We start from the raw sequence: 14,889 nt of genomic DNA, 5'->3' as shown, positions 1-14,889 counted from the left end.
TTCGTAGCCAATTATTCCCATTTTTCCGGCTCCTACCCAAAATCTGGCTGCCTTATAATGGGAGAATGTCCCGCACGATCCTGCACCTCGACCTGGACGCCTTCTATTGTTCCGTCGAAGAAATTCAAAACCCACAGTTACGCGGCAAACCTTTTGCCGTGGGCGGCAAGCCCGACGAACGCGGCGTTGTGGCATCCTGTTCGTATGCCGCCCGGGCACTTGGCATCCGCAGTGCCATGCCCATGTCGCGTGCGGTGAGGCTGTGCAGAGACTTGATTATTGTACCCGGCAGACATCATTTATACGGCGAATACTCTGAGAAAGTAATGGAGAAACTGCGGGATCTGACTGCGCTGGTCGAACAGATCTCCATTGATGAAGCCTTTCTCGACATCTCCGATATTCAAGCAGATAAAACCCGCATCGCCCAAACCCTGCAACTGTCCATACGTACCGAGCTACATCTCCCTTCAAGTGTTGGCATTGCTTCCAACAAACTTGTGGCAAAGATCGCCACTGAGGTTGGTAAGAAGTCAAGCAAAAAGAAGAATGAGCCGCCATTTGGGTTTACCGTTGTCCCTGTAGGTGACGAAGCTCAATTCCTCGCACCCCTGCCTGCGGATATGCTCTGGGGCGTGGGACCCAAAACAAATGCAAGACTCGCTGAACTAGGCATTCACACAATTGGTGATATTGCCTCGTGGCCAGAAAAAGAATTGGTCAGCCTCTTCGGCGAAAACGGACGCGACCTGTGGCAGCATGCCCATGGCATTGATAACCGTCCCGTCAGCACCGAATCAGAGACCAAATCCATCAGCCAGGAAACCACCTACAATGTGGATGTTAGTGATGAAAAGACTCTTGAAAAAACGCTGCGCGAACAAGCCAGAGATGTAGCACGCCAATTAAGAAAAAATGATCTGACAGGCAAAACCGTCAAAGTAAAACTACGCTGGTCTGACTTTACCACCATTACGCGCCAAACCACCCTGCCCACTTCCACGGATAATGAAGACGAGATCTTCCATGCTGCTGTGAAATTGATGAAAGCCGTCCGCAAGCCGAATCAGCCCGTGCGGTTGATCGGAGTCGGCGTCAGCGGAATTGGAGCTCCGGTACGTCAACTCAGCTTATGGGACGTGGGAAGCGAAAAATCCCGCAAGCTGCAAGAGGTGGTGGATCAACTTCAAGACAAGTACGGGAAAAGCATCATCAAAAAAGGGTAAAAACGTCGCTGGAATTCCCTGCGGGTATATGTCACAATATGACATATACCCGTTTTATATTTAACCAGGATGAACCATGACCAACGTCGCTACACGCCTACTCACACTGATTACTTTATTGCAAAACCAACCCAATCAAAAAGCCAATGAACTGGCAGATAAGTTGGGCGTCTCCCTGCGTACCGTCCACCGCTACTTTGCCATGCTTGATGAAATGGGCATCCCAGTCTACGCCGAGCGTGGACCGTACGGCGGGTTCTCGCTGGTACGCGGATATAAACTTCCGCCACTCACCTTTTCACTCGAAGAAGCCGTGGCAGTTTATCTCGGCACAGACTTGATCCGCGAAACCTGGGGTACGTTGTATCAAGATGCTGCACGCAGTGCGCTGGCAAAAGTTGAGAACATCCTGCCGGATGAACAACGCGCAGAGATCCAATGGGCGCGGCGATCATTGATCAGCACCAACCTCTACCGCGCCGAACTCGCCAGCCTCTCACCGGTGATGGAGAAACTGCGCCAAGCCACCCGCGAACGAGTGCAGATCTCCATGCAGTATCAGGGGCTTGTGAAGGAAAATCAGCAAAGACGAAAAGTAGACCCGTATGCTTTGGTGTTTCGTTCTGGCTGGTGGTACTTGGTAGGGCATTGCCATCTACGCAAGGCAATACGCACCTTCCGCGTCGACCGAATCCAAACGTTGAAAGTGCTCACCTCTGCCTTTGAATATCCCATAGATTTTGATGTACAGGTCTATCTGCAAACGGAGTTCAAGAATCAGCCTATCATCCGTGCCCATTTGCGCTTCGTGCCAGAAGCGGCGTTCATGGTCAAAAGCAATCTTTCCATGTGGGAATCAACACACGAGAACAAAGACGGCAGCATGGATGTAACCCTCACCGCACCCGACCTACCCTGGCTGGCATCCATGACCTTGAGTTTTGCCAATTGGGTCACGGTGCAAGAGCCGCCGGAATTGAAAAGTTTAGTACAGGAGTGGGCGCAAGCCACTCTGGAAAGATATAAATCATAGGAGGAATATATGCCCAAGCCAACAACCAAAAAGAACTGATCGAAAGCGCTCAACAAGAACGGGAGGCTCTGGAAGAACTGCTGGCGGCATTGACACCAGAACAATTGACTCAGCCCAATACGATCAGTGAATGGGCTGTCAAAGATGTAATGGCACATCTCATTGAATGGGAAGCCATGGTCATGCAGTGGTACGAGTCCGGTAAAAAGGGCAAAACTCCTGCAGTGCCTTCTGCTGAATACAACTGGGGACAACTACCCGCTCTGAACCATGCCATCTTCGTCAAACATCGTAATAAATCGTTGGCTGAAATTCAAAAGAGTTTCAAAGCATCTTACAAAAAGATTCTCAAAACCATCGAGAGCATCCCTGAAAAAGAATTGTTCACCCGCAAAATCTACTCGTGGACGAATAACAATCTGCTCGCGGCGTATTTCATCTCTGCCACCAGCAGTCACTACCGCTGGGCGCGGACCACGATCCGAATAGCAGTCAAATAACAAAAGGATAAGACCATGAAAATTCTAGACTTGAAAAAACAGTACAAATCGCTCTATCAACCCTCGGCAAAGAAAATTGAAACCGTGCAAGTGCCGAATCTGCAATTTGCCATGATCGATGGTGCCATTGAAAAAGGCTCAGAACCGGGCAAATCACCCTCGTTTGCTCAAGCTACAGAGACCTTGTACAGTCTGTCGTATACGCTCAAATTTATGTTCAAGAAACGCACGGCTAATGCCATCGACTATCCCGTCATGGCGCTGGAGGGATTGTGGTGGGTGGAAGACGGCTTCTTCGATATCACCGTCAAAGATAACTGGTTCTATACGTTGATGATCATGCAGCCGGAGATCGTCACACCGGAAATTTTCGAGGAAGCACGTGAGCAAGTCCGCAAGAAGAAAGGCGAAAGCGAAATGCTCACCCAAGCGCGGCTGACACACTTCGAGGAAGGCTTGTGCGTACAAACCATGCACATCGGACCATACGCGACCGAACCTGCTACCCTTGACCGCATGCACGAGTTTATGACAGAGAGCGGACTGAAAGATAGAGTGGGACCCCTTGGCGGAAAACATCATGAAATCTATATCAGTGATCCACGCAAAGCTGCGCCTGATAAAATGAGGACGATTTTGAGGCATCCTGTCTTGAAAATTTAACCACGAAGACCGCAAAGCTTTGCGGTCTTCGCATCAAAAGATTCTTATTATCTTGAAGGAAGAAAATACAAATAAAATATCATTCCAATAAACTGATTCCTCATCATAATCGTGTACAATAATTTAAACGTTAATTTATCGGTAAATGTTAGAAATGTGCGATTGAATGATTTATAAATGAATGAGTTCGAGAACTTCTTCAATCTCTCGCTAGATCCCATGACGATCGCCGATGTCAACGGGAAAATATTACACGCCAATTCCGTCTACACGGCCATCACAGGCTGGACGGTGGAAGAGCTAAAATCCAAATCTTATTGGGAACTGATTCACCCTGAAGATTTTGAGAAAGTGCGAGGCGCGATAAAGACGCTCACAGCGGGTCACCCTGTCTTTGCACTGGAATACCGTTTCTTGTGCAAGGAAGGCTCCTACAAGACCTTTATTGCCAATGTTAATCGCGATAAAAATAGCGGGTATCTGTATGCACTAAGCAGGCTCAAAGAAGGTCAGATCATTCCCTATATTATTGTGGCAAATACCGCTCCTGTAGCCGTGATCATCATCAACACAGCCGGGGTTATCTTCCACGCCAATCGCCTGGCAGAAACCATGTTCGAATATGAAGCGGGCGAACTGGCCGGAAAATCCATCGAGAATCTCATCCCGGCTCGTCTGCGTGAAAAGCATCAAGCCAATCGCCGTGAATATCAAGCCGCCCCAACCAACCGTCCCATGGGGTCGAGCCTGAATTTAAAAGGGTTGAAAAAAAATAATTTCGAGTTTCGGGTGGATATCTCCCTAAATCCACTGTTCGAATATGGAGACCTTTACATTGCTTGCTCCATCCTTGATGTTACTGAGAAATTCAATACAGCAAAACTGGCAAGCAACCTCGAACGGGAAAACCAACGGTTGGTGCGGCTAGCCCAACGCGACCCATTAACTCAGGCGTACAACCGTCGTGCAATGGAGGAACTTTTCCCAAAGATCGCCGAAGACTGTAGAGAGAACAGCCGGAGCATTTCTGCGATCATGCTGGATATTGATCATTTCAAAAAATTCAACGACTCATATGGGCACCAAACCGGTGACGAACTACTTAAACAACTTGCCAGTCTTGCCCAAAAATTTATACGAGAGAACGACATCCTTGTTCGGCTTGGCGGCGAGGAATTCTTAATCATCATGCCGTTCTGCGAGCAGACTCAGGCAGTGGAAGTGGCGGAACGCTTGCGTATATCACTTCCGAACAACGACCTTAGCCAACATACTTTTACTGCGAGCTTTGGTGTCAGTACCTATCGTTTCGATCACGGTCCACTGGCACCCCTTGAAATACTGGGCGAATTGCTCAAAGAAACAGACGAAGCCTTGTATCAGGCAAAAGCTTTAGGTAGAAATCGTACCCAGCATTTTTCAGATCTATGACCCTGCAACCCTTTTCGTTTTCATGCGTAAAACAAACAGACAAACGAAAGGAGCAAAAAATGAGCGACATAAAAACTCTCACGCGGAGCAGGTCCAATCGCATGGTCGCGGGTGTGTGTGCCGGTATTGGCGACTACCTAAAAATCGACCCGACCATCATCCGTCTGTTATTTGTACTGGGGTTCTTCACCTTCCACGGTGCCATGCTGCTGGTTTACCTCATTATGGCGATCGTCACGCCGGAATAATAAATCAGAAGGTCACGCTTGAAGCGTGACCTTCTGATTTAACGAGCCAGCGTGAGGAAGACATCTTCCAACGTTGCTTCGCCTTTTTCAATCCTTTCCACTTGGATCTTTTTCTTCTTTAGCAGGCTTAGCAATGCCTCTTCCTTGACGTTGGAACTGATCACGCGCAAGTGATCGCCAGCCAACCCGACGCGTTCCACACCGGGCACATCATGTAGTATCTCCAGCCCTTGTTCAAGCGGATGCGCAAACACTTCCCACACATCGCCTTTGATGATCGATCGTTTCAAATTAGTGGGCGTATCCATTGCCAATAACTTACCGTCACGCATCACGCCCACACGCTCGCAATATTCGGCTTCGTCCATGTAATGGGTAGTGACGAGGATGGTCACGCCGCTCTCGGCGAGTTGATAGATCAAGTCCCAAAAGGTGCGGCGCGCAGTAGGGTCTACGCCGGAAGTAGGCTCGTCAAGAAAAAGCAGTTGAGGTTTATGAACAAGCGCGATCCCAAGCGATAAACGCTGGCGCCACCCTGTGGAAAGGTCCCTTGTCAGCGTATGTTCATGCCCGGTGAGCCCGACCAATTCCAAGGTCTCCTTGATGCGGGTTTTATCCGTAATACCGTACACGCCGCCATAGAAGGTCAAGTTCTCATAGGTAGTCAGGTCATCATATATGGCAAACTTTTGCGACATGTACCCCACCCGCGAGCGGACTTCTTCACTCTGACGGTAAACATCGTAACCAAGGACAGTCGCTTCACCTTCACTGGGCGTAAGCAAACCAAGCAGCATACGAATGGTGGTGGTTTTGCCGGATCCGTTCGGACCGAGATAACCGACGATCTCGCCTTTATTTACTTCAAAGTTGATGTGATCGACTGCAACAAAATCACCAAAACGGCGCGTGAGATTTTCAACGTAAATAACCGGTAATGACATTTACGCTCCCTTTTCCAGTGCATCTTTCAAGCGGGCAAGGTTGCCTTCCATCATCGATTTGATTTGCCCCGTCATGACTCCTTCAGCAAGTTTGAAGATGCCACCAGGGTTCCCCTGTGCATTCAAACTGACCTTGGTGCCTGTGCCCACTGTTTTGAAAGACAATGTCAGGTTTACTTGCATCGGTCCGGCATTCACTTGAAAGCCGCATTTGGTATCTGGTTCATGGGCAGTGATCTGCATTTCGCCTTCGATACGGCGCCCCATCATTTCACCAACCGTTTTGAATTTCGAACCGACTCCCACCGCACCAGACGAAACCTGTTCCAAACTTACAACGGCAGAGTTCCACTTGGACATATTATTAGGGTTGGAAACGAAAGTAAAGACATCCTTCATGGGGCGGTCGATCAAAACACCAAAGTCTAGGTTGATCATAGGATTTTCCTTTTTTGTTACTGGTCAGACAAGGCGATGAATACATCTTCAAGCACAGGCGGAACAGAGCGAAGTTCATCCACATGCCCGCTTGCTTTTTTAATCTCGGTCTTCAAGCGTTTCAGGACAGCTTTCGATTTTCCGTCACTGACGCGAATATGCAGCCGGTCTCCAAAGGCTTGAACATCTTCCACATCCACATCCTGATGAGCCACACGCCGGAGTATGTTCAACGGCGAGCCGCGCAATTCAAGGATGCGCTCATTCAGAAGCGCGCGTAAATTGTAGGGCGTATCTTCAGCGATGATCCTGCCATTCTTCATAAACCCAACCCGATGGCAGCGTGAAGCTTCATCCATATAGGGAGTGGATATGATGACGGACACGCCTTCACCCACCCGTGAACCAACCAGCTTGATGACCAATTGCCAGAAATCCTGGCGTGTGACGGGGTCCACCCCGGTGGTGGGTTCATCGAGCAAGAGCAAGCGCGGGCGGGTCACCAAGGCTGATGCCAGCCCAAGTTTTTGCTTCATGCCGCCGGAAAGTTGACCGGCGCGGCGGTCTTTGAATTTTTCCAAGCCGACAAAATCCAGGATCTCCAAGGAGCGCGGCAGCCATTCTGAGGAGGAAAGACCACGGATCTCGGCGAAAAAACGAATATTCTCAAGGACGGTCAGATCTTCATACATGGAAAAACGCTGCGAAAGGTACCCGATGGTTGAGCGCGCCTGTTCGGTTTGTTTCAACACATCGTACCCGCAGACGTTGACCGCACCCGCATCAGGCAGCAATGCGCCCACGAGTAAGCGCAGCGTGGTCGTCTTGCCTGCTCCATCTGCGCCAACGAGTCCATAGATCTCACCGGCAGGGATATATAACGAGACTCCGTCTACAGCATGGTTGGCACCGTACGATTTTTTTAATCCAGTTGCATTAACTAGATAATCATCCATAATTTCTACCTTCAACTGGTGGTTTCGATACGCTCCGCAAAGAACGCGGAGCTACTTAACCACCGATTATTCACTAATAAAGATCACATCCGCAGGCATACCAGGTTTGAGGCGTCCTTCTGCATCTTGTACACTGAGCTTGATGGCGAACATGGTGGCGCTGCGTCCTTCCACGGTCTGCACATTGCGCGGGGTGAATTCAGCTTTGCCCGCGATCTGGATCACGCTAGCGGTAAAGGTCACGCCAGAGAAGGAATCCACGGTCACTTCGGCAGTCTGCCCAAGTGAAATCTCGCCATAACGATTTTCGGGGACATACACGGTAATGGTCAAATCGGAGAGATCGCCGATGGTAAGGGCAGCCGCACCCGGCTGGACAAATTCACCTGGTTCAACATTGCGAGTAAGGATGACGCCATCCATCGGAGCGTTGATGGTTAGCTTGGCAACCTGCGCATCGACCAACGCCAGACTGGCTTCTGCCTGTGCAAGCGCAGATTTCGCCTTATCCAATTCTTTTGCCAGAGCGACCACAACCGGAGATTGCTCACCGGTTTGCAGGGTCAGCAGGCGAGCATAGGCGGCATCGTATCGTTGCTGGGCAACAAATACTTTTCCGCGGGCATATTCAACATCGGTTGCCTCATCGCTATTCATCAGATCGTTGTAGGCTTCTTCGGCATCGTCCAGGCGGGTAAGGGCATCATCGTAATAATCCTGCGCTGCATCACCCAAACCGCCGCTATCTGCTGCTTTGGAAGCCTGATCCTTTACCTGCTCGGCAACCACAAAGGCTGCGCGGGCATCCGCAAGGTCTTGCTCGGCTTGAAGGTAATCGGAGTTCTTTAAGTCGGTGATCACCTTTTCTAGATTGGCGTTGGCAGAGTCTATTTCTGCCTTGGCATCTTCGAGTTCCGCTTGAGCCGCAGTAATTTGCGCATCCTGTTCAATGTACCAGTTCGGCTGGTCGAATTCACTGGGAGCGCCCACCTGCCAATCTTTTGCTCGCTGTGCAGACTGGGCAGCAAGAGCCGCTTCGAGCGCCTGGTCGTATTTGGTTTGAGCAGCTGCGAGGGCGGCGTTGGCAGAGTCTACTGCGGCGGCGGCAACGGCTCGTTGGGCAGTCAGCAGGCTTGGGTCAAGGTTAAGAAGCGGTTGTCCTTTCGTCACCGATTCGCCTTCATCGGCATGGACATCGGTCACCTTGCCAGCTGTTTCCGGGGCAACGTTGACGATCGTGGCTTCAATGGTGCCAGAGGCAGTCAATACGCTAGTGTTGTCGCCCTTAAGGGAGCGAAAACCAAAATAGGAAAGGGTGCCAATAACAAGTACGGCAATGACAATTCGAACAGGAAGAGGGGGAAGTTTAGGTTGCATGAAAAGACTCCAGAGTTGAAAGTTACTAATTGAAGATTAATCGAGACGTTTTCTAAAGCGCAGTGCGGCAATACCCATGATGACAATGCCAAAGATGGTGAGGGAAATGATCTCACCTTGAACAGCGACAAAGCCGACTCCTTTGAGCATGAGCGCGCGGATCACAACGAGGTAATAACGAAGCGGAATGGCAAACGAAACGAACTGTAAAAATTTTGGCATCGCCTGCACCGGGAAGAAAAATCCGGAGAGGAAGATCATCGGCAAATTGAACATCATTACGGTCAACATGGCTTCCTGCTGGGTATTGGCGATCGTGGAAGCGAACAAACCAATGCCAAGGCTGGACATCAGGAACAACCCCGACGCCAAAGTGATCAGCCACAAGCTTCCGCGTACAGGCACATCAAACACCAGATGTCCAACAATAAGGATCTCAAAAGTTTCCACGAAAGCAAGGATGACGTAGGGAAGCAGCTTACCAACGATCAATTCCCACGAGCGGATCGGCGTAACGATGAGCTGCTCGATCGTACCGCGCTCACGCTCGCGGACGATAGTGGTCGCGGTGAGAATGGTTGTGATGAAGGAAAGGATCATACCGATCACACCGGGGATCATGAAGTATGCCGATTGAAAATCGGGGTTGTACCAAACCTGGGTGCGTACTTCCACTGGCGGAGTAGGTAGAGAAGCGGCGCCGCGCAAGGCAAATTGACTCTCCTGCACTTTGGTCGCATACGATTGACCGATGAGCCGCGCCGTGGAAAGCGCAGTTGCACCCACGCTGCCATCGGAACCATCCAGCACAAACAGGACTTGCGCTTTGCCGTCCAGAACCTGAACATCGTAATCAGGCGGAATGACCAACACAGCGCGAATAGCACCGGACTCGATCAGTCTTTGATATTCGTCTGTAGAACCGACGTAATAATCAATGCGGAAATAATCAGCGGCACGGAAGGCATCCAGCAGCTCGCGTGATTGAGCGCTCTGGCTTTGATCCAGTACAGCGATGGGCACATTCTTCACGTCAGTAGTAGCAGCATACCCAAGCAAAAACAACTGAATGATGGGCATGACGATGATCAGCGCCAGCGAGCGCGGGTCACGAAATATCTGCGTGAACTCTTTGCGGACAATAGAAACGATTCGGGTATTAAACATACATCAAGCCTCTGATTTAACAATGCCATGCATGTACACATCCACATAGGCATCGATGGGATTTTTCGGCATCAACTTATTTAGCGTGGAATTCGATATGAGCAAATCGGTGATCATGTACGAAACGACCATACCGATAAATGTTCGCATTAACAATACTGGGTTGGTCACACGCAGGTTTTTGCGGGTTTTAATAATACGCTCGAAGACCGGCAGTAATTTGGGTCCGATCTCCTTGATCAGAACAGCGCCGTGCGCGCCATTGAACTCGGCGATCTCGATCATCATCAATTTAATGTAATACGGCTGAGAGGCTAATTCCTTGATAACGACTCGCGCCGCATGACTGAGAAAATCCTCCAGTGTCTCCCCTTCTGCCTCAAGAATAAGGGGCAGGATCTTTTTATAGGGATGCTTATCAACAATAATAGCTTCAAAGATCTCTTCTTTACTTTTGAAGTGGTTATAGATACCTCCGAGTGCCAATTCAGCATGTTCCGCGATCTGCCGCATGGATGTGGCGTGATAGCCCTGCTCCATAAATAACTCGATGGCAGCATCTTCAATCGTAAGGCGGGTACGTTCACCCTTGGTGTGAGTTTCTTCGGTCATCAAATCTCCGTAAACGAACGAACGTTCGTTTTTATTTTAGACCAAGATGGGACTGTTTGTCAAGACCCAAACTTGCCATAAGGTAAAATCCTTTTATGCTCTCTCCACTCGAAAAAGATGTTCGTCAAAACCTGAAACACAATCTTATTGTTAACCTTTCAGATGGTGCGACTTTTGGTATCGCGCTTGGCTTTGCCTCTTTTGGCACGATCCTGCCACTTTTCGTCGCTACCATGACAAATTCCGCCACTCTAATTGGTCTGGTACCTGCAATTCATTCAGCAGGCTGGCTGCTCCCGCAACTGTTCACCGCCAGCCATGTTTCCCGCCTTCGAAAATACAAGCCTACCGTTCTAATGACAACCATTCATGAACGCGTCCCCTTCCTAGGGCTTGCGCTTGTGGCATTTCTCTTAAACCGCATTGGCACGAACGCAGGACTGCTGCTCACTTTTCTGTTACTCATCTGGCAGGGATTGGGCGGGGGTATTACTGCCAACGCCTGGACCTCCATGATCTCCAAGATCATCCCCCCCGACTCACGCGGCACGTTTTTTGGCATGCAGTCAGGGTTGGCAAACCTCTTCATCAGTATGTCTGCCATTGGAGCCGGATACCTCCTAAGCGCCTTCGCCTCACCGCTGGACTTTATCGCTTGTTTTCTTATTGCCAGCCTTTTCTTCACTGTCAGTTGGTTCGCCCTGGCTGCCACCCGCGAGCCGGAAGATACAGAGAAATTCATTCCCGAAGAAAAAACCCACTTTTGGGACGACGCAAAAAAAGTCCTCAACCGCGATACGAACTTCAACTGGTTCCTAAGCGCTCGCATCCTTTCGCAATTCGCCACCATGGGATTCTCGTTCTATATCATTTATGCCCTGCGTGAATTTAATATGACCGAGGTTGTAGCCGGTTATCTCACTGCCACACTGACGATCTCGCAGACCATTGCCAACATCGGCATGGGCTGGCTTGGTGATCGCATCGGGCACCGCATCATGCTCATCACTGGAGCAATTGCCGCTGTTCTAAGCGCCATTCTTGCATGGAATGCAACATCCATTCTCTGGTTCTATCCGATCTTCGTCCTGACCGGCTTGACGAACGTCTCACTATGGACCATCAGCATGACCATGACTGTGGATTTCGGCACCGAAGCCGAGCGTCCTATTTATATCGGTCTTGCACAAACTCTCACCGCTCCAGCCACCATTATCGCCCCCATCCTCGGCGGCTGGATCGTGGACAATGCAGGCTTCCAGCCCACTTTTGTTATCTCCACCGTCCTTTCGCTCGTAATGCTAGGCATTTTGCTCTTCCTCGTCAAAGACCCGCGTAAGATCAGACCAATCGTAAATCTACAATCGTAAATCGTAAATTGGAGTCCTCATGTCCCTCATTCAAGAAAAAGTTAATCAGGCTATCGAAATTCTCAAAGAGCAAGATACCGACCTCTGGCTTACTTTTGTCCGTGAGACCAGCGGCGTGCGCGACCCAGTACTGGATTTTCTCATCGGCGAAAACGACCTGACCTGGCATTCAGCCATTCTGCTAACCCGCAAAGGTGAAAAGATATTCATCCTCGGTAATCTCGAAAAAGATACAGCTGAACGAATGGGTGTTTATTCCGAAGTCATTGGCTACGATAAATCCGCAAAAGAATTACTGCGCGATACGATCATCCGCCTCGCTCCGCGACAAATAGCAGTTAACACCTCCCGTAACAATGTCCACGCGGACGGCTTGACCCACTCCATGCACGAAGAACTGCGAGATTATCTTGCGGGCACGCCCTACGCAGACCGTCTCATCAGCGCCGAACCAGTCATCAATGCTATGCGCGGACGGAAAACTCAAACCGAATTAGCCCGCATTCAAAAAGCGGTAGATATCACCAATAAGATTTATGAAAAAACCTTCGCCTTCATCAAAGTCGGCATGACCGAGATCGAAGTTGCCGATTACATGCATGCGCTCATGAAAGAATATGGCGTCGGCTATGCCTGGCCCCACGAGAACAATCCCGCCGTCAACTCCGGTCCCAACTCTCCCATTGGGCACAACGGACCGACGGACATCCGCATTGAGCCGGGTCATGTCATCCACTTTGACTTTGGCGTGAAATACGAAGGCTACTGTTCCGACATACAGCGTGTGGCATACGTCCTGCGCGAAGGTGAGACCGAGGCTCCACTCGAAGTGCAGCGCGGATTCATCACCGTCCGCACGGCGATTGAGCAATCTCGTGGTGCAATGAAGCCAGGCGTCACCGGTAATTCAATTGATGTTATTTCACGCGAAGTTTTAACCGACTCTGGTTACCCCGAATATATGTATGCGCTTGGTCATCAGCTTGGGCGTGTCGCCCACGATGGCGGCGCGTTGCTGGGTCCGTTGTGGGAGAAGTACGGCGACTCACCCAACCAAACATTGGAGATCGGGCAAGTCTATACGATTGAGCCGGGCTTGGCTGTCTCCCAGGGATATATCGGACTCGAAGAGGATGTCGTCCTCACGAAAGAAGGTGCGGTGTATATTGGTGAGCCACAAAGAGAGATTGTGCTTATCGGACGATAGCAGAATCAACTTACAGTGTAGCAAAAAGCCTGCAGCCCCGAAGCAACCCCAAACAAAAGAGGAGGCGGATTATCCTATTTCCTATATGACCTCCATCACTAGCTTGTCTGACATCCAATGTTATACTTTCGATTGTGAAATTTTTCACCTAAAGGATAAAACATGACCCAAGAAGACCCAAGAATTTTGGAATTGCGGCGAGTACGTGCGAAGGCGAAGGAAGGCGGCGGTGAAGATCGTAACGCCAAGCAGCGTGCCAAAGGAAAGATGACGGCACGCGAACGCGTTGAGGCATTGCTTGACCCCGGCACGTTTAACGAGATCGAACCGTTCATCACTCATCAAGGCGATGAACTGGGATTGCTAAAAGATAAGTTTTACGGGGATGGCGTCATCACAGGGTACGGACAGATCAACGGGCGGACAGTTTATCTATATTCACAAGATTTTACAATTTATGGCGGAACGCTAAGCGAGATGCAATCGCATAAGATCTGCCGCGTGATGGATTTAGCAGTTCGTAATGGCGTGCCATTCATTTCACTAATCGACTCAGGCGGCGCGCGTATTCAAGAAGGCGTGCGTTCGATGGGCGGTTATGCAGAAATTTTCCGACGCAATGCACAATACTCCGGCGTGGTGCCGCAAGTGAGTGTCATGCTCGGACCGTGTGCGGGCGGCGCAGCCTACTCCCCTGCTTTGACCGATCTGGTCATCATGGTGGAAAAACAATCGTTCATGTTTTTGACAGGACCCGATGTGATCAAAGCCGTGACAGGTGAAGTGATCGACGCTGAGTCGTTGGGCGGTTCGGTCGTGCATAACTCTGTCAGCGGAGTAGCACATTTGAGTGTAGTCAGTGAAATGGCAGCGTTGGAGATGGCGCGTAAATTCCTTTCCTATTTACCTTCTAACAATGTAGAGAATCCGCCCTATGTACAGCCCAGCGATGAACTCTCGCGTATGGATGAAGATCTGAATCACATCATTCCGCTCGAAGCGAATGAGCCGTATGTCATGCATCAAGTGATTGAGAAGATCATCGATAACGGAACTTTTCTCGAAATTCAACCCGATTGGGCTCGCAATGCAATTGTAGGTTTGGCTCGCATCGGCGGGCATAGTGTGGGTATTGTGGCACAGGAACCTGCAATCATGGCGGGCGTGATCGACATCGACGCGGCAGATAAGATGACGCGCTTCGTGCGCATGTGCGACTGCTTCAACATTCCGTTGGTCACCTTCGTTGATTCACCCGGCTTCCTGCCCGGCATCGCACAGGAACATGGTGGCATCATCCGGCATGGCGCGAAACTGCTATATGCCTACTCTGAAGCGACGGTGCCAAAAATCTGCGTGATCACTCGCAAGGCATATGGCGGCGCGTATGTGGTTATGTCTAGCAAGTATCTCGGAACCGATGTCACTTATGCCTGGCCCTCGGCAGAAATTGCAGTGATCGGCGCAGAAGGTGCTGCAAATATTCTGTATCGAAAACAGATCGAAAGCGCGGCTGACCCACTCGCCGAACGCAAACGCCTCGCCGATGAATATCGCGAGAAGTTCAACAATCCGTATTATTCCGCTTCCACAGGTTATGTGGATGACATTATTGAGCCACGCGAATCGCGCCCAAAGATCATCGCGTCGCTTTCTGCCTTACGCGACAAGTACGCACCCGCGCCGCCGAGAAAACATGGGAATATTCCGGTGTAAG

15 protein-coding genes are annotated in these 14,889 nt (G+C 50.2%); 9 read left to right on the top strand and 6 right to left on the bottom strand.

The features are described 5' to 3' along the window. Positions 1 to 65: 65 nt before the first annotated feature. The 6 genes from dinB (at position 66) to IPG80_RS03925 (ending at position 5,101) form a co-directional block, all read left to right on the top strand. On the top strand, positions 66 to 1,226 hold the full coding sequence (gene dinB / locus IPG80_RS03950; protein ID WP_345102953.1) for a DNA polymerase IV: 1,161 nt from the start codon (positions 66 to 68) through the stop codon (positions 1,224 to 1,226). A gap of 76 nt (positions 1,227 to 1,302) precedes the next feature. Next, entirely contained in the window at positions 1,303 to 2,259 is a 957-nt protein-coding gene (locus tag IPG80_RS03945; protein WP_345102951.1) for a YafY family protein, read from the top strand. Continuing rightward, positions 2,253 to 2,759: a ClbS/DfsB family four-helix bundle protein gene (locus tag IPG80_RS03940; RefSeq protein WP_345103251.1), complete on the top strand. Its 507-nt coding sequence runs from the start codon at positions 2,253 to 2,255 to the stop codon at positions 2,757 to 2,759. Before IPG80_RS03945 ends, IPG80_RS03940 begins: the two co-directional genes overlap by 7 nt. 15 nt (positions 2,760 to 2,774) lie before the next feature. Further along, complete coding sequence (locus IPG80_RS03935) at positions 2,775 to 3,422, top strand: GyrI-like domain-containing protein (RefSeq protein WP_345102949.1); 648 nt, start codon at positions 2,775 to 2,777, stop codon at positions 3,420 to 3,422. Positions 3,423 to 3,599: 177 nt separating this feature from the next. Then, positions 3,600 to 4,853: a diguanylate cyclase gene (locus tag IPG80_RS03930; protein WP_345102948.1), complete on the top strand. Its 1,254-nt coding sequence runs from the start codon at positions 3,600 to 3,602 to the stop codon at positions 4,851 to 4,853. Between the two features lie 59 nt (positions 4,854 to 4,912). Further along, positions 4,913 to 5,101 carry a PspC domain-containing protein gene (locus IPG80_RS03925; protein WP_345102946.1) on the top strand — a complete coding sequence of 63 codons (189 nt, stop codon included), beginning with the start codon at positions 4,913 to 4,915 and terminating at the stop codon, positions 5,099 to 5,101. 38 nt (positions 5,102 to 5,139) lie between these two features. Here the strand turns inward: IPG80_RS03925 and IPG80_RS03920 are convergent, their stop codons facing one another. The 6 genes from IPG80_RS03920 to IPG80_RS03895 all read right to left on the bottom strand — a co-directional run bounded on the left by IPG80_RS03920 (position 5,140) and on the right by IPG80_RS03895 (position 10,595). Continuing rightward, positions 5,140 to 6,045, bottom strand: a complete 906-nt coding sequence (locus tag IPG80_RS03920) for an ABC transporter ATP-binding protein (protein WP_345102944.1) — start codon at positions 6,043 to 6,045, stop codon at positions 5,140 to 5,142. After that, the gene (locus IPG80_RS03915) at positions 6,046 to 6,483 is read right to left on the bottom strand and encodes an SRPBCC family protein (RefSeq protein ID WP_345102942.1); all 438 of its coding nucleotides are present in this window, start codon (positions 6,481 to 6,483) and stop codon (positions 6,046 to 6,048) included. It lies immediately after the preceding gene. 17 nt (positions 6,484 to 6,500) lie between these two features. Next, complete coding sequence (locus IPG80_RS03910; protein WP_345102940.1) at positions 6,501 to 7,439, bottom strand: ABC transporter ATP-binding protein; 939 nt, start codon at positions 7,437 to 7,439, stop codon at positions 6,501 to 6,503. A 66-nt stretch (positions 7,440 to 7,505) separates the two neighbouring features. Beyond that, positions 7,506 to 8,816, bottom strand: a complete 1,311-nt coding sequence (locus IPG80_RS03905) for an efflux RND transporter periplasmic adaptor subunit (protein WP_345102938.1) — start codon at positions 8,814 to 8,816, stop codon at positions 7,506 to 7,508. Positions 8,817 to 8,852: 36 nt separating this feature from the next. Next, complete coding sequence (locus IPG80_RS03900) at positions 8,853 to 9,983, bottom strand: ABC transporter permease (protein ID WP_345102936.1); 1,131 nt, start codon at positions 9,981 to 9,983, stop codon at positions 8,853 to 8,855. Between the two features lie 3 nt (positions 9,984 to 9,986). Continuing rightward, positions 9,987 to 10,595 (bottom strand): TetR/AcrR family transcriptional regulator, encoded by a 609-nt coding sequence (locus IPG80_RS03895; RefSeq protein WP_345102934.1) that lies wholly within the window; start codon positions 10,593 to 10,595, stop codon positions 9,987 to 9,989. Positions 10,596 to 10,690: 95 nt separating this feature from the next. On the opposite strand from IPG80_RS03895, the gene IPG80_RS03890 reads away from it, so the two are divergent. The 3 genes from IPG80_RS03890 to IPG80_RS03880 all read left to right on the top strand — a co-directional run bounded on the left by IPG80_RS03890 (position 10,691) and on the right by IPG80_RS03880 (position 14,888). Further along, the gene (locus IPG80_RS03890) at positions 10,691 to 11,965 is read left to right on the top strand and encodes an MFS transporter (RefSeq protein ID WP_345102932.1); all 1,275 of its coding nucleotides are present in this window, start codon (positions 10,691 to 10,693) and stop codon (positions 11,963 to 11,965) included. A gap of 19 nt (positions 11,966 to 11,984) precedes the next feature. Continuing rightward, on the top strand, positions 11,985 to 13,172 hold the full coding sequence (locus IPG80_RS03885) for a Xaa-Pro peptidase family protein (protein WP_345102930.1): 1,188 nt from the start codon (positions 11,985 to 11,987) through the stop codon (positions 13,170 to 13,172). Positions 13,173 to 13,334: 162 nt separating this feature from the next. Next, positions 13,335 to 14,888, top strand: coding sequence for an acyl-CoA carboxylase subunit beta (locus IPG80_RS03880; protein WP_345102928.1), 1,554 nt, complete (start codon positions 13,335 to 13,337; stop codon positions 14,886 to 14,888). The last annotated feature ends 1 nt before the right edge of the window (position 14,889 follow it).

This window comes from Candidatus Villigracilis vicinus, from assembly GCF_016702885.1.
GTDB lineage: Bacteria > Chloroflexota > Anaerolineae > Anaerolineales > Villigracilaceae > Villigracilis > Villigracilis vicinus.
Note: the sequence above shows the minus strand (reverse complement) of the source record. Positions and strands in the feature narration are given on the sequence as shown.

Bases quoted from the DNA above. Each gene is read 5' to 3' on its own strand.
- IPG80_RS03885 (WP_345102930.1), top strand. From the start codon at position 11,985: ATGTCCCTCATTCAAGAAAAAGTTAATCAGGCTATCGAAATTCTCAAA.
- IPG80_RS03915 (WP_345102942.1), bottom strand. From the start codon at position 6,483: ATGATCAACCTAGACTTTGGTGTTTTGATCGACCGCCCCATGAAGGAT.
- IPG80_RS03910 (WP_345102940.1), bottom strand. From the start codon at position 7,439: ATGGATGATTATCTAGTTAATGCAACTGGATTAAAAAAATCGTACGGT.
- IPG80_RS03895 (WP_345102934.1), bottom strand. From the start codon at position 10,595: ATGACCGAAGAAACTCACACCAAGGGTGAACGTACCCGCCTTACGATT.
- dinB (WP_345102953.1), top strand. From the start codon at position 66: ATGTCCCGCACGATCCTGCACCTCGACCTGGACGCCTTCTATTGTTCC.
- IPG80_RS03935 (WP_345102949.1), top strand. From the start codon at position 2,775: ATGAAAATTCTAGACTTGAAAAAACAGTACAAATCGCTCTATCAACCC.
- IPG80_RS03920 (WP_345102944.1), bottom strand. From the start codon at position 6,045: ATGTCATTACCGGTTATTTACGTTGAAAATCTCACGCGCCGTTTTGGT.
- IPG80_RS03880 (WP_345102928.1), top strand. From the start codon at position 13,335: ATGACCCAAGAAGACCCAAGAATTTTGGAATTGCGGCGAGTACGTGCG.
- IPG80_RS03905 (WP_345102938.1), bottom strand. From the start codon at position 8,816: ATGCAACCTAAACTTCCCCCTCTTCCTGTTCGAATTGTCATTGCCGTA.
- IPG80_RS03900 (WP_345102936.1), bottom strand. From the start codon at position 9,983: ATGTTTAATACCCGAATCGTTTCTATTGTCCGCAAAGAGTTCACGCAG.
- IPG80_RS03930 (WP_345102948.1), top strand. From the start codon at position 3,600: ATGAATGAGTTCGAGAACTTCTTCAATCTCTCGCTAGATCCCATGACG.
- IPG80_RS03925 (WP_345102946.1), top strand. From the start codon at position 4,913: ATGAGCGACATAAAAACTCTCACGCGGAGCAGGTCCAATCGCATGGTC.
- IPG80_RS03945 (WP_345102951.1), top strand. From the start codon at position 1,303: ATGACCAACGTCGCTACACGCCTACTCACACTGATTACTTTATTGCAA.
- IPG80_RS03890 (WP_345102932.1), top strand. From the start codon at position 10,691: ATGCTCTCTCCACTCGAAAAAGATGTTCGTCAAAACCTGAAACACAAT.